This window comes from Pseudomonas sp. ok266 (assembly GCF_900110195.1).
GTDB lineage: Bacteria > Pseudomonadota > Gammaproteobacteria > Pseudomonadales > Pseudomonadaceae > Aquipseudomonas > Aquipseudomonas neuropathica.
Map to the genome: position 1 here is coordinate 34,946 of NZ_FOCU01000009.1, position 21,242 is coordinate 56,187.

The following is a 21,242-nucleotide window of genomic DNA, read 5'->3' on the forward strand; positions in this document are numbered from 1 at the left end:
AGGCTCACTCCTACATTTTGGAATGCGTTCCCCTGTAGGAGTGAGCCTGCTCGCGATGAGGCCAGTGCAGGCACTAGAGAATCAGAGGCCCTCCAGCTCCGCCATCAGATCATTCAACCGATCAACCTTCTCCTCGGTGATATCACTCGCCGCCAATCCATCGATGTACTCAGCCAACTCCTCCACCGTGCTGCACTCGAACATCGCTCGCAGCGGCACATCGCGCTGCAGGGTTTTCTGCACCCGCGAGGCGATCTGCGTCGCCAGCAACGAATGCCCGCCCAGCTCGAAGAAGTTGTCGCGTACACCGACCTTTTCGACCTTCAGCACCTCGGCCCAAATATCAGCCAACGTCTGTTCAAGATCATTGCGCGGGGCCAGATAATCCTCGCTCTGCAACTGGCCGATCTCCAGCGCCGGCAAGGCTTTGCGATCGAGTTTGCCGTTGGCATTCAGCGGCATTTGCTCGAGCCACAACCAGTGCAGCGGCACCATGTACTCTGGCAGTTCGGCGCGCAGGCGCTGTTTGATCCGCTCCAGGCGTTCGCTCGGATTGAGTGCCGAATCGGCCGCAACCAGATAACCGACCAAGTGTTTACCGTTGACGCCCTCCTGCACAGCGACCGCGCCATCGCGCACTTCCGGCTGTTCATGCAGGCGCGCTTCGATCTCACCCAGCTCGATGCGATAACCGCGAATCTTCACTTGGTGATCGACCCGGCCAACGTACTCCAGCACACCGTCGCTGCGACGCCGCGCCAGGTCACCGGTGCGATACAGACGCTCGCCCGGCGCACCGAACGGATTCGGCACAAACACCGGCGCGGTGCGCAGCGGATCGCTGACATAGCCGCGCCCGACGCCGGTCCCGGCGACACACAACTCACCTACCGCGCCCAACGGCACCAGTTCCAGCGCGCCATCGACCAGATAGAGCAAGTTGTTGTCGGTCGGCGTGCCGATCGGCAAGTAACTGCCGCGCGTCGACGCCATGTCGACACGGAAGAACGCCACGTCGTCCGAGCACTCCGCCGGACCGTACGCGTTGACCAAACCAATGTCCGGATAACGCAGCAGCCATTGATGCGCCAGTTCCGGTGGCATCGCTTCGCCGGTTGGCAGCATCCAGCGCAAGCCATCCAGACTCAGGCGCTCCGAGGCGAGCATGCCTTGAATCAGCGACGGCACACTCTCCAGCACGGTGATACCCTGCGTTTGCACATGCACCAGCAAACCTTGCGGATCGTGGGCGATGGTGTTCGGCACGATGTCCACCCGCGCGCCGAATAATGGCGCGGCAAGGAATTGCCAGACCGAAATATCGAAGCTTTGCGAAGCGGTCTGCGCAATCACATCGGCCTCGCTCAGTTGCAGATACGGCACCTTGCTCAACTGGTTATTGAGCATGCCGCGCTGTTCGACCATTACGCCTTTCGGCAGGCCGGTCGAACCCGAGGTGTAGATCACGTAAGCGAGGTTGTCCGGGCCGCTGTAAATGCCGAGGTTCTGCGCCGCTGTCGCTGCCGCTTGAATCTCTTCCCAGACCAACAAGCGCGGGCGATTGGCGCAGCTGAATTCATCCAGCAAGGTCTGCGCCTGTTCAAAGCATGCTTTAGAGCAGACCAGCACCGGCGTGCGGCTCAATTCGATGATGCGTTGCAGACGCTGACTCGGCAGGCCCGGATCCAGCGGCAGATAACCCGCGCCGGCCTTGAAGCTGCCGATGATCATGCCGAGCAGATCGAGGTTACGTTCGCCGAGCAAGGCCACCGGTTGATCCATCTGCACACCGGCGGCGACCAGTGCATGGCCGAGACGGTTGGCGTTGTGGTTCAGCTCGGCATAGCTCTGTTGTTGATCAAGGCACGTAGCGGCAATCCGTTGCGGATGCGCGACAACCTGCGCTTCAAACAGCGCCACGTAGCTCTGCTCCAGCGGATAATCGTGGGCACTCTGGTTGCAACCGTGCAGCAGAAAGTCCTGTTCCTCTGTGCCTAGCAGCGGCAGATCGGCCATGTCGCCATGGAAGCCATCGACCAGCGCCAGCAGCAGGCGTTTGAACTCGCCGAGCATGCGCTCGATGGTCGATTCGTCGAAATAACGCTGGTCGTACGACAGGTGCAGACCGAGGTCATCGCCCGGGTAACACACCGCCGTCAGCGGGAAGTTGGTGTGCGTACGGCCCGAGTCCGAAGTCGCATTCAGGCTCTGCGCATGATCGAGTACCGAAACTTCCACCGGGGCGTTTTCGAAGACGAACAGGCTGTCGAACAGCGGCTGGCCTTTCGGCAATTCGCTTTGTTCCTGAATGTTCACCAGCGGCAGGTATTCGTACTCGCGCAGCTGCATGTTGCTGTCGAGCAAACCACTGAGCCACTGACGCACGCTGCTGCGTTCATCATCAGCCGGCATCTGCACCCGCAGCGCGATGCTGTTGATGAACAGACCGACGGTGCGTTGCATCTCCGGCATGTCCACCGGACGCCCGGCCACGGTGACGCCGAAGAGCACGTCACGATCACCGCTTAGGCGCCGCAGGACCAAGGCCCACGCAGCTTGGGCGAAGGTGTTGATGGTCAGTTGATGCGCCTGCGCCAGTTCCCGCAGACGCGCACCGTCCTCGACATTGAGGCGGGTGTAGCGGTCGCCGACGACCATGCCGCCGCTTTCACCGGCATGTTCACGCAGGAATGGACGGTCGCTCGGAATCGGCGTGGTGCGCTCGAACCCTTGCAGGTTCTGCTGCCACCACTGCCGCGCTTCGGCGAGGCTCTGGCGTTGCAGCCAGCCGATGTAATCGCGGTAACGCGGTGGTACGGCGAGTTGCGCTTCACGACCCTCACCCAGCGCGGTGTAAATCTCGAAGAAGTCGTTCATCAGCAACGAGCGGCACCAGGCATCGATGAGGATGTGGTGGTTGCTCATCATGAACCAGTAACGCGACGCGCCGACCTTGATCAGGCGCAAGTGGAACGGCGCCTGATTGAGCAGATCGAAACCGGCCTCGCGCTCGTGTTGCAGCAGCGCTTGCAGCTTCGGTTCCTGCTCGATTTCAGCGATGGCGCTCCAGTCCAGATATTCGATTGGCGTACGACCCGGCGTATGAATCACTTGCAGCATGTCTTCGCCAACGTTCCAGCAGAACGAGGCACGCAGCGCTTCGTGACGGGCGACCACCGCTTGCCAGGCCTGAGCGAAACGCTGCGGGTCGAGTTCGCTGTTGATGCGGTAGCGATCCTGCATGTAGTACAGGCCGGTGCCCGGTTCGAGCAAGGTGTGCAGCAACATGCCTTCCTGCATCGGCGTCAGCGGATAGACGTCTTCGATGTGCGCGGCCGGCACCGGCAAGGCATCGAGTTGCGCCTGAGTCAGCCTGGCCAGCGGGAAGTCCGATGGCGTCAGGCCGCCGGCCTCGTCTTGCAGGCAATGGGTGATCAGGCTTTGCAGCTCACCGAGGTAGGCGTCGGCCAGATCGTTGATGGTCTGCGCGTCATAACGCTCGCCGCTGAAGGTCCAGCGCAGGAGCAATTCACCGCCGTAAACCTGGCTGTCGATGCTCAACTCGTTGGGCAATGGCGCCTGCGGATCGTGCGCGGCACCGACCGGCTCGTCCAGCGGACGGAACAGCGCATCGCTGCCGAAGCTCTGGTCGAACTGGCCGAGGTAGTTGAAGGTAACCGGCGCCTGCGGCAGCGCGGCCATGCTGCGCTGGCTGAGGTCATCGGCGAGATAACGCAGCACGCCGTAGCCGAGGCCTTTGTGCGGCACCGCGCGCAGTTGCTCCTTGATTGCCTTGATCGAAGCGCCCTGCCCCGCAGCTTCTTCGATGTTGTGCGGGGTCAGACGCAGCGGGTAAGCGCTGGTGAACCAGCCGACGGTGCGGGTCAGGTCGATCTCGTCGAACAGGGTTTCGCGGCCGTGACCTTCCAGTTGAACCAGCGCCGATGGTTGCCCACTCCAGCGGCAGATTACGCGGGCCAGTGCGGTCAGCAGCAGATCGTTGACCTGCGTGCGGTAAGCCGCCGGAGCCTGTTGCAACAACTGTTTGGTGTGCTCGGCATCGAGGCGCACGCTGACGGTTTGTGCGTGACGATTCTGCTGGCCGCCCTGCGGATTTTCGCAGGGCAGATCAGCGTTCGGCCCGGCCAGTTGGGTCTGCCACCAGTCGAGTTCTTCGCGCAGGGATTCGCTGCCGGCGTAGGCCTGCAAACGTGCCGCCCAGTCTTTGAAGGCACTGGTTTTCGCCGGCAGTTTCACCGCTTGTTCGGCGTCGAGTTGGCGATACACGGTTTGCAGATCATCGAGCAGAACGCGCCACGACACGCCGTCGACCACCAAGTGATGGATGGCGATAAACAGGCGTTGTTGATCTTCAGGGCCATCGACCAGCACGGCACGCACCAACGGGCCTTGTTCAAGATCGAGACTGCGCTGAGCATCAGCGAACAGTGCTTCACACTTGTCCATCGAGGTCACGCGCACTTGCCACAACACCACCGCATCGGAGGCTGGTTGATGCGTCGCTTGCCATTGGCCGTCGGCCTCGGTGAAGCGCAGACGCAAGGCGTCATGCTGCTCGATCACCGCCAGCAGCGCCTGCTCCAGACGATGCGGTTCCAGCGCCACAGTTGGCTCCAGCAACAACGCCTGGTTCCAGTGCTGACGTTCAGGGATTTCCGTGTCGAAGAACCAGTGCTGAATCGGCGTCAGGGCCGATTCGCCAGCCACCAGGCCTTGCTCGGCCGTCACCTGCTCGGTACGACTGGCCACAGCGGCGAGGGTTTGCACGGTCTGATGCTGGAACAGATCACGCGGGCTGAAATGAATGCCTTGCTGACGCGCACGGCTGACCACTTGGATCGACAGAATCGAGTCGCCACCGAGTTCGAAGAAGTTGTCGTTGAGGCCGACCTGCTCGACGTTGAGCACCTCGCACCAGATCTGCGCCAGGGTCTGCTCCAGTTCGTTACTCGGCGCGACGTAGTCCTGACGACTCAACTCAGGGTCCGGCGCCGGCAAGGCGCGACGGTCGAGTTTGCCGTTGGCGGTCAGCGGCATGCTCGCCAGCAGAATCAGGTGAGTCGGCACCATGTAATCCGGCAGTTGTGCCTTGAGGTGCGCCTTGAGGGCGTCGCGCAGTTCAGCCTGACGGGCTTCACTTTGCTCGGCAACCTCGGTCACGAGATAGCCAACCAGTTGTTTGCCGCTCGGGGCATCCAGTGCGAGCACCACGGCTTCGCGGATCGACTCGTGATCGAGCAGACGCGTTTCGATTTCGCCCAGTTCGATACGGAATCCACGGATTTTCACCTGATGGTCGATTCGTCCCAAATATTCCACCAAACCATCGGCACGCTGGCGCACCAGGTCACCGGTGCGATACATGCGCCCGCCATCGGTGGCGAATGGGTCAGCGACAAAACGCTCGGCGGTAATGCCCGGACGGTCGTGATAGGCCTGGGCCAGACCGGCGCCGCCGACGAACAATTCACCGGTTGCACCTTGCGGTACCAATGCCAGATCGGCGTCGAGAATGTACGCCACGCGTGCGCCAATCACGCTGCCGATCGGCACACTGCCGGCGCCCTCTTCCAGCACCTCCGGCGCCAGACTGGCCAGGGGCATGACCACGGTTTCGGTCGGGCCGTAGGCATTGAAGAACATTGCCGGTTGGAACGCCGCGCGAATCCGTTGCAGGTGCTCACCGGTCAGCGCTTCGCCGCCGGTGATGATCATCCGCACCGGCAAGATTTCGTTTTGCGTCGAGAGGAACTGCGCCAACTGGCTGCCGTAGCTCGGGGTAAAACCAAGCACGTTGATTTTATGCGTGCGGATCAAATCGCAGATTTCTTCCGCGTCCCACTGACCCTGCGCACGCAACACCACCTGCGCGCCACTGAGCAACGGCACCAACAGGCGCTCGGTCGCCGCGTCGAAGTTGATCGAATAGAAATGCAGTTCGCAGTCGTCGGGGCGCATGGCAAACCGCTCGATCACGGCTTGGCAGTGCATGGCGATTTCGCCGTGGGAGACCACCACGCCTTTTGGTTTACCGGTCGAACCCGAGGTGTAAATCAGGTACGCCTGATGCTGCGGCAGACTGATAAACGGCAGCTCGCGGGCCGGGTAAGCGGCGAGTGCCGCGCTGTCTTCTTCCAGACACCAGCGCGCCACACTTGGCGGCAGATCGCCAAGGGCTTTGAACATGGCACGATCACTGAGCAGCAGGCCGATGCGGCTGTCTTCGATCATGTAATGCAGACGGTCGAGCGGGTATTCCGGGTCCAGCGGCACATACGCACCGCCAGCCTTGAGAATCGCCAGCAGGCCGACGACCATTTCCAGCGAACGCTCCAGCGCCAGGCCGACCCGCACCTGCGGGCCGACACCGCGCTCACGCAAGGCCCAGGCCAGACGATTGGCGCGGGCGTCGAGTTCGGCGTAGCTCAGGGTCTGCCCGGCGAAGGTCAGGGCCGGCGCGTCTTTGCGGGCCAGCGTCTGTTCGGCGAACAGGTGATGAATGCACTGATCGAGACGATGCTCGCCCGACTCGATGCCGAGGCTGTCGAGCAGGTGCTGTTGCTCAGGTGCATCGAGCAGCGGCAATTCACTCAGGCGCTGCTGCGGATCGGCGATCAGCGCTTCGAGCAGATTGCGCCAATGCTTGGCCATGCGCGCGATGGTCGGCTCGTCGAACAGATCGGTGCTGTAAGTCAGGCAGCAACCGAGGCGATGGTCGAGGTCGGTGACTTCCAGGTTGAGGTCGAACTTGGTCGCTCGTGCATCGTTGGCCAGGTACTCGACGGTCATTCCGGCGAGCATGCGGCTCTGCTGGAATTCCCAGCGCTGCACGTTGCACATCACCTGGAACAACGGGTTGTACGCGGCGCTACGCGGCGGTTGCAAGGCTTCAACCAGGTGATCGAACGGCAGGTCCTGGTGCGATTGGCCTTCTATCACGGTGTGACGCACCTGCTCGAAGAGTTCGCCGACCGACATCATGCCGTCGAGCTGGCAACGTAGCACTTGGGTGTTGAGGAATGCACCGATCAGCCCTTCACTTTCCGGGCGAATGCGGTTGGCCACTGGCGCGCCAATGCGCAGATCGGTCTGGCCGCTATAGCGGTAAAGCAGCGTGGCAAGCGCGGCGGTCATGGTCATGAACAGGGTCAGACCGTTTTGCGCATTGAACGCACGAACCCGCGCGGCGAGGTCGTCGCTGAGGTCGAAACGGAACAGCTCACCCTGATGGCTTTGCACTGGGGGACGCGGACGGTCCCCCGGCAATTCCAGCAGCGGATGTTCACGACCGAGTTGCGCGGTCCAGTAGTCGAGTTGGCGCTGACGCTCGCCGGATTCCAGCCAATTGCGTTGCCAGACGCTGTAGTCGAGGTACTGCACCGGCAGCGGCTCAAGCGGCGAATCACGGTCATCAACAAAGGCTTCGTACAGCGCACTGAGTTCCCGGGCGAAAATATCCATCGCCCAGCCTTCGGTGACGATGTGGTGCAGAGTCAGGACAAAGTAATGTTCGTGCTCGGCAGTCTTCACCAGACAGGCGCGCAGCAGCGGGCCGGTTTCCAGATCGAACGGCAGATGCGCTTCTTCGTCGGCAAACTGCTGAACCTTTTGCTCACGCACATCGGCGGCAAGTTTTGAAAAATCCTTCCAGCTCATGCGCACACCGGTTTCGCCATGCACCTGCTGACGGGCGACGCCGTCGACACTCGGGAAGGTGGTGCGCAGGGTTTCGTGGCGCAGGATCAGCGCTTGCAACGCGGCCTCGAAACACTCGACATGCAACACGCCGCGCAAGCGCGCCATGCCGCCAACGTTGTAGGCCGGGCTGTCCGGTTCCATCTGCCAGAGGAACCACATGCGCTGTTGCGAGTACGACAACGGCACCGGTTGGCTGCGATCGACCTTGTCGATCGGTGGCTGTTTGTTGGTGCGACCGCTGGCCTGGATCAGGCGGATCTGTTCGGCAAAATCAGCCAGTTCGCTGTGTTCGAACAACGCGCGCAACGGCAGCTCGACGTCGCAGGCCTGACGAGTACGCGAGATGATTTGCGTGGCCAGCAGCGAGTGGCCACCAAGGGCGAAGAAGTCGTCGCGCAGACCGACTTGAGGCAGACCGAGCACTTCGCGCCAGATCGCGGCGATCTGCTGTTCCAGTGCAGTGACCGGTTCGACGTGTTCACGCACTTGCCATTGCGGCTCGGGCAAGGCGCGGCGGTCGAGTTTGCCGCTGGGGCTCAGGGGCATTGCGTCCAGACGCATCAGTTGCGCCGGGACCATGTATTCCGGCAGCTCGGCGGCCAGCGCAGTTCTCAGCCGGGTGATTTGCTCGTCAGGATTTTCACTGGCATCGGTCGCGGTGAAGTAGCCGATCAGCTGCGCACCGGCAGCGGTTTCGCGCACCAGCACCACGGCTTGGGCGACGCCGTCCTGGGCGAGCAAGCGTGCTTCGATTTCTTCCGGTTCGACGCGGAAGCCACGCAGTTTGACTTGCTGATCGAGGCGGCCGAGGTATTCGATCACGCCTTCGGATGTCCAGCGCGCACGGTCGCCGGTGCGGTACAACCGGGCGCCCTGCTCGCCCAATGGATCGACCACAAAGCGTTCAGCGGTCATCGATGGACGACCAAGGTAACCACGAGCCAGGCCGATACCGCTGATGCACAACTCACCCGGCACACCGGCCGGCAGCGGATTGAGATCGGCGTCGAGCACGCGGCAGATCACGTTGCCCAGCGGACGACCGATCGGCGAGCGCTCACCATCGGCAGTGGTGCAATGCCAGTGGGTGACGTTGATCGCGGTTTCAGTCGGGCCGTAACGGTTGTGCAATTGCACCGCCGGCAGTTGCGCGAGGATGCGGTTGCGCAGTTCGGCTGGCAGCGCTTCGCCGCCGGAGAACACCCGGCGCAGGCTGGTGCATTCGGCGCTCAGTGGTTCGTCGATGAACAGCGCGAGCAGCGGCGGTACAAAGTGCAGCGTGGTCACGCCATAGGCCTGAACCAACTGGGCGATGCGATGCGGATCGCGGTGTTCGCCGGGGCCGGCGATCAACAGACGCGCGCCGGTGATCAGTGGCCAGAAGCATTCCCACACCGACACGTCGAAACTGATCGGTGCCTTTTGCATCAGCACATCGGTTTCATCGAGGCGGTAGGTGTTCTGCATCCATTGCAGACGCTCGGCCAGTGCCGCGTGGGTGTTGCCGACGCCTTTCGGTTGACCGGTGGAACCCGAGGTGTAAATCACATAGGCGAGATTATCGCCGTGCAGGTGCAGACCCGGTGCCTGGCTCGGCCAGTTTTCCAGGTGCAACGCGTCCATGGCGATCACGCTGACGCCGTCGCTGGCCGGCAAGCGGCCGAGCAATTCGGTCTGGGTCAGCAGCAGTTCGACGCCGCTGTCGCGGAGCATGTAAGCCAGACGATCGGCCGGGTAATCCGGGTCCAGTGGCACATAGGCGCCGCCGGCCTTGATGATCGCCAGCAAGCCGATCAGCAGTTGCGGCGAACGCTCGGCAGCGATGGCCACGCAGACATCCGGGCCGACGCCTTTGTCGCGCAGGTAATGCGCGAGGCGGTTGGCTTGCGCGTGCAATTCGGCAAAGTCGAGGCTGCCGCCGTCCCACACCAGCGAGGTGCGTTCCGGGGTCAGGCGCGCCTGTTCGTTGAGCAGTTCTGGCAGCCATTGTTGCGCCGGGGTGCATGGCGCAACGCCCCAGTGTTGTTGCTGATCGTGCTCAGTGGCGGTCAGCAGTTGCAGATCACCGATGGCTTGCTCCGGACGTTCGCAGACGTCGCGCAACAGGTTGCTGAAATGCTCGGCCAGACGCTCGATGGTCGCCACATCGAACAGTTCGCTGGAGTAGTCGAACGACAGGGTCAGGCGACCGTTACGGTCTTCTTCGCTGTGCAATTGCAGGTCGAACTTGGCTTCGCGGCTGTGCCACGGCAGTTCTTCGGCGAGCAGACCCGGCAGACGTTTGAGCGCACTCAGATCACGTTGCTGGTGGTTGAACATGACCTGAAACAGACCTTGTTCGCGGGCCTGCGGGAAGGCTTCGAGGAGTTGTTCGAAGGGCAGATCCTGATTCGCCTGGGCACCGAGTGCGGCGTTGCGGGTCTGGGCCAACAGCGCAACGAATGACAGGCGCGAATCGATCTCTGCTCGCAGCACTTGGGTGTTGATGAAGAAGCCGATCAGCCCCTGAGTTTCCAGGCGTGGACGGTTGGCATTCGGTACGCCGATGCGGATGTCGCGCTGACCGCTGTAGCGATGCAGCAGGCTCTGGAATGCCGCGAGCAACAGCATGAACGGGGTCGATTGCTGAGCCTGTGCCGTGTTACGGAGCGCATCGCTGAGGCTCGCGCCCAGACGCACGGTATGGCGTGCGGCGCTGTGAGTTTGCTTGGCGGAGCGTGGGTAATCGGTGGCCAGTTCCAGCGCTGGATGCTCGTCGCCCAACTGCGCTTTCCACCAGGCCAGTTGCCGCGCGCTCTCGCCTTGCGCCAGCCATTGACGCTGCCAGCTGCCGTAGTCGGCGTACTGGGTTGGCAATGGCGCGAGGTTGGCCGTCAGCCCTTGCGAAGCGGCGGCGTACAGGCGCGAGAATTCATCGATCAGTACGTTCAGCGACCAGCCGTCGGCAATGATGTGGTGCAGCGTCACCAGCAATTGGTGATCTTCGTCGTCGAGACGCACCAGCGTCACCCGCAGCAGCGGACCTTTTTCCAGGTCGAACCGGGTGCGTGCTTCGTCTTCGCGGATTTGTTGCGCATGGGCCTCGCGCTCAGGCGCCGGCAAGTCGCTGATGTCGATCAGTTGCAGGTTGAATTTGGCGCCGACAGTCACTTGTTGCAGGGCCACGCCGTCGCGCTCGAAGAAACGCGTGCGCAGGGATTCGTGGCGTTCGATCAGTTGCTGGAAGCTGGCACGCAAAGCGTCTTCGTCCAGTTCGCCACGCAAACGCAGGGCACCGGGAATGTTATAGGCGCTGCTCTGTGGGTCGAGTTGCCAGGTGATCCACAAACGGTTTTGCGCCAGCGATTGCGGCATCGGCTCGCTGCGCGACAACGCGGTGATTGCACCTTGGGCGCTGCCGCCGTCCTGCTGCTGTTGCGCAACGGCTGCGGCGAACGCTGCCAGGGTCGGTGCTTCGAACAACAGGCGCAGGTTCAGCTCAAGCGCGAGCTCTTCACGCACGCGGGCGACCACCTGCGTAGCGGCGATCGAGTTGCCGCCGAGCAGGAAGAAGTGGTCGTCGGCATTGACCTGTTTGACGTTGAGTTGCTCAGCCCAGATCTTGCCGATCAAGCCTTCAAGTTCTGAGGCGCTGGTGACTGCATCCTGGCTTTCAACGGTGTTCGACGGGAACACCGCGTAGCTGTCGAGGCTGCCATCGGCCAGACGATTGCGGCACGCCGAGCGCTGCAATTTGCCACTGGAAGTTTTCGGCAAGGCGCCGGGATTAAGCAGCACCACCACGCTCGGGGCTTCCTGACAAGCCTCAGCCACGGCTTGGCGAATGGCTTTGATCAACGCCTCCGGCGGGAGGATTTTCTGCACGCTGCGGCTGATTTCCGCCGCGATGCCGATGCCCTCCTCGCCATCCTGATTGACCGCAAATGCAGCGACGCGACCCTTGCGCACCACTTCCACTTCGTTCTCGACCGTTTTTTCGATGTCCTGTGGATACAGGTTGTGGCCGCGCACGATCAGCATGTCTTTCAGGCGTCCGGTGATGAACAGCTCAGCGTCGCGCATGAAGCCCAGGTCACCGGTGCGCAGCCAGGTGCGGCCGGCGTGCTGGACGAAGGTCTTGGCGCTCGCTTCAGGATTGCGCCAGTAGCCGTGGGCGATGCTCGGGCCTGCGGCCCAGACTTCGCCGACCGCGTTGTCGGCGAGTTCGACGAGCGTGTTTGGCTCGACGATCAGCACCGCGTGTTCAGGTTGGCTGATACCACAACTCATGATTGGGCTGCCATCGCCCGGCTCGGCGCGGTTTTGTGCCAGCGCCTGATCGTCCACGCGCAGTGCCGGGATACCGGTGCCGCGCGGGGTGCCGGCGACGAATAGCGTGGCTTCGGCCAAACCGTACGAGGCCATGAAGCTGTGCTCACTGAAACCACATGCGGCGAACTTCTCGGCGAAGCGCTCCAGGGTGTCGAGACGGATTGGCTCGGAACCGGAATAGGCCACGCGCCAGCGACTCAGATCGAGACGTTCCAGCGCCGACTCGCTGACCCGTTCGCTGCACAAGCGATAGGCGAAGTCCGGCCCGCCGCTGATGGTGCCGCCGTATTCGCTGATCGCTTCCAGCCAGCGCAATGGCCGACCGAGGAAGTACGCCGGCGACATCAGAATGCATGGCACGCCGCTGAAAATTGGCTGCAGCAGACCACCGATCAAACCCATGTCGTGGTACAGCGGCAGCCAGCTGACGATCACATCGTCAGGGTTCACGTCGATGCCGAAACCGTGACGGATCAGGAGCTCGTTGGCGACCAGATTGCCGTGGCTGACTTGCACGCCTTTGGGCAGTGCAGTCGAACCGGAGGTGTATTGCAGGAAAGCGATGTGGTCTTGCGGCAGGCTCGGTTCAACCCAGTTTTGCGCCAGTGTCTTGTCGAGAGTGTCGACACACAACAACGGCGGCGCACCCTCGATCTGCTGCAAGGCGTCGCGCAGCTCGGCGCTGGTCAGCAGCAGACGCGGTTCGGCGTCGGCAATGATCGACAGCAAACGCTCCTGATGGTGACGGCGCGCGGATTCCGGCGGATAGGCCGGCACTGCGATCACGCCGGCGTAAAGGCAACCGAAAAATGCCGCGACGTAATCCGGACCGCTGGGAAACAGCAATACCGCGCGGTCACCGAAGGCAGCCTCGGCTTGCAGCGCTGCCGCAATGGTGCGTGCGCGCTCATCCAGCTCACGATAACTGAGTACCACAGCCTGCTCTTCGTTTTCGGCGAGAAAACGCAAGGCCAGTCGATCCGGCGTCAGGGCCGCGCGGCGCTGGAGGGCTTGGACCAGGGTGCTGGGGAGTTCGAACGCGTCGGTCATGAGGTTTCCTGCCTGAATTCGGCTTGCTAATGGAATCGGGTTTGCTGCGTCACGCCCCTCGAAGGGCATGCAGGGCGCGGTCTGTGCCGACCACGCAAGGCTGCGGAATGTGGTGTGGCCGGGGTTGTGCGCCCGGAACCATTCACCAATGAGAACGGATGACGTCTTGAAATAATTAGTCGGCGGGCAGGAGCGCCAATGCGGCCGGGGTGCGGCGGCATGTCGCAGTTCTCAGAACGCACTTTTGTAGCGCATTACTTCTCTTTCTCAATTGACAATCATTATCATTCAACATAATTTGTCGCTCGATGTGTAGGACGCCCCTCCTCCAAGGCGCCCCACGAACCTATTTGGCAGCAAGGTGATTTCCATGACGGAACAAGTATCCACAAGCAAGTGCGATTCACCGCTACTTCATGCATTCGTCGACAATCGACTGATTCTGGTCAAGATTGCAGCCCGCATTACCGGCTGCCGTTCGCGCGCCGAAGATGTGGTGCAGGATGCGTTTTTCCGACTGCAATCGGCGCCACCGATCACGTCGTCGATCAAGGCTCAACTGAGCTATCTGTTCCAGATCGTGCGCAACCTCGCCATCGATCACTACCGCAAACAGGCGCTTGAGCAGAAGTACTCCGGCCCTGAAGAGGAAGGGCTGAATGTGGTCATCCAGGGTGCTTCGCCGGAAACCTCGCATATCAATTTCTCGACCCTGGAAAACATCGCAGACGCGCTGACCGAACTGCCCAGCCGCACGCGCTATGCGTTCGAGATGTACCGCCTGCACGGCGTGCCGCAAAAGGACATTGCCAAGGAACTGGGTGTTTCGCCAACCCTGGTCAACTTCATGATTCGTGATGCACTGGTGCACTGCCGCAAGGTGTCGGGCAGTCGGCGGGATGCGGTGATTGCGGCTCGTCGCTAGGATCTGAATTCGGCGTCAAGCCATTCGCGAGCAAGCTCGCTCCCACATTAGATCTGCGTATGCAGAAACCATGTGGGAGCGAGCTTGCTCGCGAAGACGGACTCAAAATCACAAAGATCCTGAACCCGATCAGCTCACGCTAATTTGCACCGATCAAAAAACCGCTCACGCCCCAACATCATCAGCGCCGCGCGCTTGTGCGGGAAGTCGAACTCTTTCTCACAGTGAAAACACTGATTCTGCATATGGCCGATCATCTTCGCGTTGTCGGCCCGTGGCTCGGCGACCACCCGCTGAGTGCGCGGATCATCGAGAAACAGGTAATGCACCAGCGCCGATAACCAGCTCGCCACTTTATGCGGGCCACGGTGCTCTTCCTCGCCGACCAGCATGTGAATACCGCGATCGTAGTTGTCGGCATCGTAGAACGGCGCGATGCGATCTTCCTTGGCCCAGTAGGCTTCGAAGTAGGCAAACGGCTGATCATCGAAACAGCCAATCAGCGTCAGCGTATGCGGGTCAGCATCGAGCTTGCTCAGGTATTCGCGATGCTTCTCGAGGCTGCCCTCTTCCTGCCAGAAACTGGCGACGCGCGGGCTGTTCTGCCAGCGGTTGAAGCGCGCCAGGTCTGCTTCGATCTCTACAGTGCGCAGGGAAATCCACGCACCAAGGCGGGCATCGAAACGCCGATACACTTCACCGCGCGGTTTGACTGGCCGCAGCGGATGACGTTTACCTTGGCTGATGACCATTTGCTGCGGATAGCTGCCCGTCAGCGAAGTCCCAAGCCAAGGTTGCGGCAATTGCCAGAACAGCGTGCGCTCGCAGCGATATTCGCCAGCCACTTCGGTGCTCACCAGCAAGCCACTGAGCAACGCTTCGGTCGGTGGCTGATCGAGTTGCCAGGTCAATTGCCGGCACCCCGGATCCCGCGCGAACAGCCAGTAACAGGCTGCCCACAACGCCTGCCCGGGCGGCAACGCAAAACGCTCATCGATCTGGATCGGCCCCTTTGCGTCTCGATCGAGGCGCAAGCGGATCAGCGGTTGTCCGTCCAGGCTCAGGCTCAGACGGCTTTCGCTGACATCAGCGATCAGTTGACTGCCCGCAGGCAAGGCCAGGGAAGTCAGGTCATTCAGATTGGACATGGGTCGGGCTCACGATAATCGTCGACAGTTCAACGATGGGACGTGATCCGGGAGGGAAAATTTAGGCTTTGCCCGCAAATCGCTGCCTCAGTGGTGAGGCACCGGCACTACGGCAATCTTGTACGGATCGAAAATCTTCAGCATTTCACCGTTGTCGCGCAAACCCTGCAACAACTTGCCAAACGCCGCGCCGGTGATCGGCGCGGTCGGACGAAGAATCGCGTAATGGTGATAGACCTGATCGATGCGCTGCGACACCAGCAACTCGTCGCGCACTTTTTCGTTACGCAGCAGGTAATCGAACAGATAGGAACGGGTCACCAGGGCAACATCAGCGCGCCCGCGCAGCACCATCAGCAGGTTGCTGTCGTGGGAATAGGTCAGCGTGGCGTTGTAATTCTGTGCGAGGTATTTCGGGTCAGCGTTGAAGTTGGCGAACTCGTAGTGATAACCGCTGAACAGAGCCAGGCGCTTGCCAGTGAGGTCGGCGAAATAATTCTGCTGCCGGCCATCTTCGCGTTGTGCGACGAAAATTTCCGCATCCTCAAGGCCCATGTCGACATCTGTGTGGGGAATTTCCTTCCAGCCCCAATCGGGATTCTCGAAAATTGCCATGTCGATCCGGCCCTGCTTGAAGTCACCGAAACGCCGGGGAATCGAGGTGGGCACGAGGACGAACTGATAGTCGCTTTGCAGGCGATTGAGGGCCTCGACCAATTGCGGCAGAAGGCCTGTGTCGGCACCGTTTTCCGGGCGAACGGTGTAAGGCGGAAAATGCGCCGCGCCGACCCGGACCAATTGCGCTGCCTGAGCGGGCAATACCCAAAATGCAGCCAGCGCTGCGAGCATCAAGCCCGCGGCCGTCCGAATTGGCAAAGACTTCAAAACACCCCACTCCCCGAAAAAATACCGATCAATGCATTCAAGCTAGGCGGTTTCGCCCAGTTAGCCAGTTTCCCGGCCGGATAGAAAGTGCTTCAACGCGCTTCGAGGACCAGAATCAGCGCCTCGTCGGCCAACTGATCGAGGCTCAAACTGCCGCCGGCACGGAACCAGGTGGTCGTCCAGGACAGTGCGCCAGTGAGGAAACGTCGGGTAATAAATACATCGCCACGGATAAATCCTGCGTCCTTGGCCTCACCCAGCACTTGCAGCCAGATGTCCTCGTAGACATCGCGCAGTGCCAGCACTTTGGCCTGGCCTTCTTCGGACAGCGAACGCCATTCGTAAACCAGCACTGCCATGGCTTCACCGCTGCCGCCCATGATTGACTGCAGTTCGCAGCGAATCAGCGCCAGCACGCGTTCGCGCACATTGGCCGCATCGGCCAGGGCTGCCCGCATTAACGCGGTGTTGTAGCGGATGGTTTCTTCCATCACCGCCCGGAGTATTTCATCCTTGCTTTTGAAATGATGGAAAATGCTTCCCGACTGGATGCCGACGGCGCCGGCCAGATCGCGCACCGTGGTGCGTTCATAGCCTTTGTTGCGGAACAGGTGAGCAGCCACTTGCAGCAATTTGCCGCGGGCGCTGTCGGGGTCGGTCAATTGGCCTTCATCAACCAAATCGCGCATGACCCTCAGGGCTTTTTGCTCGTCCACCCGTTCTCTCCTACAGTCGATCAGTCTGTTGCCCCCTGAAACCGCAGGGTTGCGCGCAATTTAAGCCGCCAGCGGCAACCAAGCAAGCGCTTGGGCAGAAGATAGTTTCAACTGTTTACAAACCAAGCGCTTGCTTGGTAGCCTCAGGACACTTCTGTCGCAGGTTGCTGAGTCGGAGATAAAAATGCCCACCACCGTTCGCATCGGATGCGCCAGTGCATTCTGGGGAGATACGTCTACCGCCGCCGCGCAACTGGTGGAGGGCGGCAAGCTGGATTATCTGGTGTTCGATTACCTGGCCGAGATCACAATGTCGATCATGGCCGGGGCACGCATGAAGGACCCGCAGGCGGGGTTTGCCGGCGACTTCATCGACGTGCTGACACCACTGCTGCCGCAACTGGCCGAGCAGAACATCCGCGTGATCAGCAATGCCGGCGGGATCAATCCGCAAGCCTGCGCCGCCGCCCTGCAAGGGGCCTGCGACAAGGCCGGCGTCGCACTGAAAATCGCCGTATTACTGGGCGATGATCTGCAACCACAGCTCAAACAGCTCAGCGGCATCACCGAAATGTTCAGCGGCGCCCCGCTGCCGCCAATGTGCGTGTCGACCAACGCCTACCTTGGCGCGCCGGGCATTGTCGAAGCGCTGCGCCTGGGGGCCGACATTGTCATCACTGGGCGCGTGGTCGACAGCGCGGTGGTCAGTGCGGCGCTGGTGCATGAATTCGGCTGGTCATGGCAGGACTACGACAAACTCGCCCAGGCTGCGCTCGCCGGGCACATCATCGAATGCGGCGCGCAATGCACCGGCGGCAATTTCACCGATTGGCGCGAAGTGCCGGATTACGAGCACATCGGGTTTCCGATCGTGGAAGTCAGCGCCGACGGCCAGTTCATCGTCAGCAAGCCCGAAGGCAGCGGCGGACTGGTCACCCCGCTGACTGTCGGCGAACAGATGCTGTATGAAATCGGCGATCCGCAGGCCTATCTGTTGCCCGATGTGGTCTGTGATTTCACTGGGGTCAGACTTCAGCAACAAGGCAAGAATGCCGTGCACGTCCACGGCGCCAAAGGCCTGCCACCGAGCGATAAATACAAGGTCAGCGCCACCTACCCGGACGGGTTTCGTTGCACCGCCAGTTGCCTGATCGCCGGTATCGATGCAGTGGAAAAAGCGCAGCGGGTCAGTCAGTCGATCATCGACAAGACTTCGCAAATGCTCAGCCAGCGCGGCTGGGCGCCCTACAGCGAAATCAACATCGAACTGCTCGGCAGCGAAGCCACCTACGGCCCCCACGGCCAGCGCCGCGACAGCCGCGAAGTGGTGATCAAGCTCGCCGTGCGCCACCCGAGCAAACAGGCGCTGGTACTGTTCTCCCGGGAAATTGCCCAGGCCGCGACCGGCATGGCGCCGGGGCTGACCGGCATCGTCGGCGGGCGGCCAACGGTGTATCCGCTGATTCGTCTGTTTTCATTCCTGATCGATAAAAGCGCCTGCACGGTACAGATCGACATGGCCGGTCAACGTTATCCATGCGCCCTGCCTTCGCTCAGCGCACTCGACAGCGCGGATTTGCCCCTGCCCCATCAGCCGCCCAAACCACAGGGCCGCGCCGATGCCAGTGTGGCGCTGGTGAAACTGGCCGTCGCGCGTTCCGGTGACAAGGGCAATCACAGCAACATTGGCGTGATGCCGCGCAAACCCGAATACCTACCGTGGATCGCCGAAGCACTGACCCCGGCCGTCGTTGTCGACTGGATGAATCATGTACTCGACCCGATCCACGGCCGCGTCGAACGCTGGTATCTGCCCGGCACCCACAGCCTGAATTTTCTATTGGAAAACGCCCTAGGCGGTGGTGGCGTGGCCAGTCTGCGCATCGATCCGCAAGGCAAAGCCTTCGCCCAGCAACTGTTGGAAATCCAGATCCCGGTGCCGCAGAGCATCGCCGAACAGCTCGACTAGAGGATTGTTTGCATGGCTTACGCGTCGATTTTCCACGCCGGTCTGTTCAGCGGCCAGACCATCATCGTCACCGGTGGCGGCAGTGGCATCGGTCGCTGCACCGCCCATGAACTGGCGGCCCTCGGCGCCAATGTGCTGCTGGTCGGGCGCAAGCCGGAGAAACTGCAAAAGGTCACCGACGAAATCGCCGAGGACGGTGGCCGCGCGCACTGGAAGGCTTGCGATATCCGCGATGAAGAAGCGGTAAAACAGCTGGTCAGCGAATTGATTGCTGAACACGGACCGATCCACGGTCTGGTCAACAATGCCGGCGGCCAGTACCCGTCGCCCTTGGCCTCGATCAATCAGAAAGGTTTCGAAACCGTGCTGCGCACCAACCTCGTCGGTGGTTTTCTGATGGCGCGGGAAGTGTTCAACCAGTCGATGAGCAAACACGGCGGCAACATCGTCAACATGCTCGCCGACATGTGGGGCGGCATGCCTGGCATGGGTCACTCTGGCGCGGCGCGGTCGGGCATGGACAACTTCACCAAAACTGCCGCGTTCGAATGGGGTTATACCGGCGTGCGGGTCAACGCGGTGGCGCCGGGCTGGATTGCCTCCAGCGGCATGGACACTTACGAAGGCGCATTCAAAGCGGTGATTCCGACCCTGCGTGAACATGTGCCACTCAAGCGCATCGGCACCGAGTCGGAAGTCAGTGCGGCGATTGTTTTTTTGCTGAGCCCGGCCGCCGCATTTATCAGTGGCAGCACCTTGAAAATCGACGGCGCGGCCAGCCTCGGCAGCCGTGCATGGCCGTTGCACAAGGCGACCCACAGCGAGTCGTTCAACGGCTTTCACCGCGCCTATTTACCCGATGTGCTGAAGGACAAGGAGTAAGCCATGCCGCAGATCCAGTCCCGACTCGACCCGCACAGCGAAGCGTTTGCCCGCAACCGCTCGGCCATGCTCGCGGCGATCGAACATGTGCAGCAACTCGAACAGAGCCTGTTGAACAAGGCCACCGAAGCCAAAGCCAGGTTCGACAAGCGCGGGCAACTGCTGCCCCGTGAGCGCTTGAATCTGTTGCTCGATCCCGGCGCGCCGTTTCTCGAACTGGCCAGCCTCGCCGGCTACAAGTTGCACGACGACAAGGACGGCAGTTCCGCCGGTGGCGGACTGATCGCCGGTATCGGTTACGTCTGCGGCATTCGCGCGATGGTGGTGGCGAACAACAGCGCAATCAAGGGCGGGACGATCTCGCCCACTGGCCTGAAAAAATCCCTGCGTCTGCAACAGATCGCTCAGGAAAACAAACTCCCGGTGATCACCCTTGCCGAAAGTGGCGGCGCCAACCTCAATTACGCCGCCGAGATTTTTGTCGAAGGCGCGCGCAGTTTTGCCAATCAGGCGCGGATGTCGGCAATGGGTTTGCCGCAGATTACCGTGGTGCATGGTTCGGCCACGGCCGGTGGCGCCTATCAGCCGGGGCTGTCGGATTACGTGGTGGTGGTGCGCGGCAAGGCCAAGCTGTTTCTCGCCGGTCCGCCACTGCTCAAAGCGGCCACCGGCGAAGTCGCCACCGATGAAGAACTCGGTGGCGCCGAGATGCACGCACAGGTCGCCGGAACGGCTGAATACCTCGCTGAAAACGATGCCGATGGCGTGCGTCAGGTCCGTGAAATCCTCCGTATGTTGCCGTGGAACGAGCAACTGCCGTGGTTGCCGGAGCCGCAATACAAAGAGCCGCTCTACCCCATCGATGAATTGCTCGGGCTGATCCCCGACGATCCGAAAAAACCTTACGACGTGCGCGAAATCATCGCGCGCATTGCCGACGAATCCTGCTTCGTCGAATTCAAGGGCGAGTTCGATCAGCAAACTGTTTGCGGCCAGTTGAAGATTCAGGGCCGCGCCTGCGGGTTCATCGGCAACAACGGCCCAATCACACCCAACGGCGCGAGCAAAGCGGCGCAGTTCATTCAGTTGTGCGATCAGTGCCAGACGCCGCTGCTGTTCTTTCACAACACCACCGGTTTCATGGTCGGCACCGAATCCGAGCAGCAAGGCGTGATCAAACACGGCTCGAAACTGATTCAAGCGGTAGCCAATGCACGGGTGCCTAAACTGACGATGGTCGTCGGCGGTTCCTACGGTGCCGGCAACTATGCGATGTGCGGACGCGGACTCGATCCGCGCTTCATCTTCGCCTGGCCGAACAGCCGCACGGCGGTGATGGGCGGTGCGCAGGCCGGCAAAGTCTTGCGCATCGTTACCGAAGCCAAGCAGTTGAAGGACGGCCTGACGCCAGACCCGAAAATGCTCGACATGCTCGAACAAGTCACCGCGCAGAAACTCGACAGCCAGTCTACCGCTCTCTATGGCAGCGCCAACCTGTGGGACGACGGGCTGATCGATCCGCGGGACACGCGCACCCTGCTCGGCTACTTGCTGGACATCTGCCACGAGGCCGACATTCGCAAGCTGCAACCCAATAGCTTCGGCGTCAGCCGGTTCTGACCGCCACGGACCCTACG

8 protein-coding genes are annotated in these 21,242 nt (G+C 61.4%); 4 read left to right on the plus strand and 4 right to left on the minus strand.

The window, feature by feature from the left end:
- Positions 1-81 precede the first annotated feature (81 nt).
- Complete coding sequence (locus tag BMY54_RS17695) at positions 82-13,080, minus strand: non-ribosomal peptide synthetase (protein WP_093435055.1); 12,999 nt, start codon at positions 13,078-13,080, stop codon at positions 82-84.
- Between the two features lie 370 nt (positions 13,081-13,450).
- On the opposite strand from BMY54_RS17695, the gene BMY54_RS17700 reads away from it, so the two are divergent.
- The gene (locus tag BMY54_RS17700) at positions 13,451-14,005 is read left to right on the plus strand and encodes an RNA polymerase factor sigma-70 (RefSeq protein WP_093435057.1); all 555 of its coding nucleotides are present in this window, start codon (positions 13,451-13,453) and stop codon (positions 14,003-14,005) included.
- Between the two features lie 134 nt (positions 14,006-14,139).
- Here the strand turns inward: BMY54_RS17700 and BMY54_RS17705 are convergent, their stop codons facing one another.
- The 3 genes from BMY54_RS17705 to BMY54_RS17715 form a co-directional block, all read right to left on the minus strand.
- Positions 14,140-15,153, minus strand: a complete 1,014-nt coding sequence (locus tag BMY54_RS17705) for a GNAT family N-acetyltransferase (RefSeq protein ID WP_093435059.1) — start codon at positions 15,151-15,153, stop codon at positions 14,140-14,142.
- 87 nt (positions 15,154-15,240) lie between these two features.
- Positions 15,241-16,038 (minus strand): substrate-binding periplasmic protein, encoded by a 798-nt coding sequence (locus BMY54_RS17710; RefSeq protein ID WP_093435061.1) that lies wholly within the window; start codon positions 16,036-16,038, stop codon positions 15,241-15,243.
- Positions 16,039-16,130: 92 nt separating this feature from the next.
- A complete protein-coding gene (locus BMY54_RS17715) occupies positions 16,131-16,754 on the minus strand; it encodes a TetR/AcrR family transcriptional regulator (RefSeq protein WP_093435063.1) in 624 nt (207 codons plus the stop codon).
- Between the two features lie 184 nt (positions 16,755-16,938).
- Here BMY54_RS17715 and BMY54_RS17720 point away from each other — a divergent pair, with 184 nt between their 5' ends.
- The 3 genes from BMY54_RS17720 to atuC are packed head-to-tail and all read left to right on the plus strand — an operon-like array spanning position 16,939 to position 21,225.
- On the plus strand, positions 16,939-18,723 hold the full coding sequence (locus BMY54_RS17720; protein WP_093435066.1) for an acyclic terpene utilization AtuA family protein: 1,785 nt from the start codon (positions 16,939-16,941) through the stop codon (positions 18,721-18,723).
- Positions 18,724-18,735: 12 nt separating this feature from the next.
- The gene (locus BMY54_RS17725) at positions 18,736-19,605 is read left to right on the plus strand and encodes an SDR family oxidoreductase (protein ID WP_093435068.1); all 870 of its coding nucleotides are present in this window, start codon (positions 18,736-18,738) and stop codon (positions 19,603-19,605) included.
- A gap of 3 nt (positions 19,606-19,608) precedes the next feature.
- On the plus strand, positions 19,609-21,225 hold the full coding sequence (gene atuC, locus BMY54_RS17730; RefSeq protein WP_093435071.1) for a geranyl-CoA carboxylase subunit beta: 1,617 nt from the start codon (positions 19,609-19,611) through the stop codon (positions 21,223-21,225).
- Positions 21,226-21,242: the final 17 nt, after the last annotated feature.

What these genes read in the sequence shown, in the direction of transcription:
- BMY54_RS17720 (WP_093435066.1), top strand. Translation starts at nt 16,939, where the DNA reads ATGCCCACCACCGTTCGCATCGGATGCGCCAGTGCATTCTGGGGAGAT.
- BMY54_RS17705 (WP_093435059.1), bottom strand. Translation starts at nt 15,153, where the DNA reads ATGTCCAATCTGAATGACCTGACTTCCCTGGCCTTGCCTGCGGGCAGT.
- BMY54_RS17695 (WP_093435055.1), bottom strand. Translation starts at nt 13,080, where the DNA reads ATGACCGACGCGTTCGAACTCCCCAGCACCCTGGTCCAAGCCCTCCAG.
- atuC (WP_093435071.1), top strand. Translation starts at nt 19,609, where the DNA reads ATGCCGCAGATCCAGTCCCGACTCGACCCGCACAGCGAAGCGTTTGCC.
- BMY54_RS17700 (WP_093435057.1), top strand. Translation starts at nt 13,451, where the DNA reads ATGACGGAACAAGTATCCACAAGCAAGTGCGATTCACCGCTACTTCAT.
- BMY54_RS17725 (WP_093435068.1), top strand. Translation starts at nt 18,736, where the DNA reads ATGGCTTACGCGTCGATTTTCCACGCCGGTCTGTTCAGCGGCCAGACC.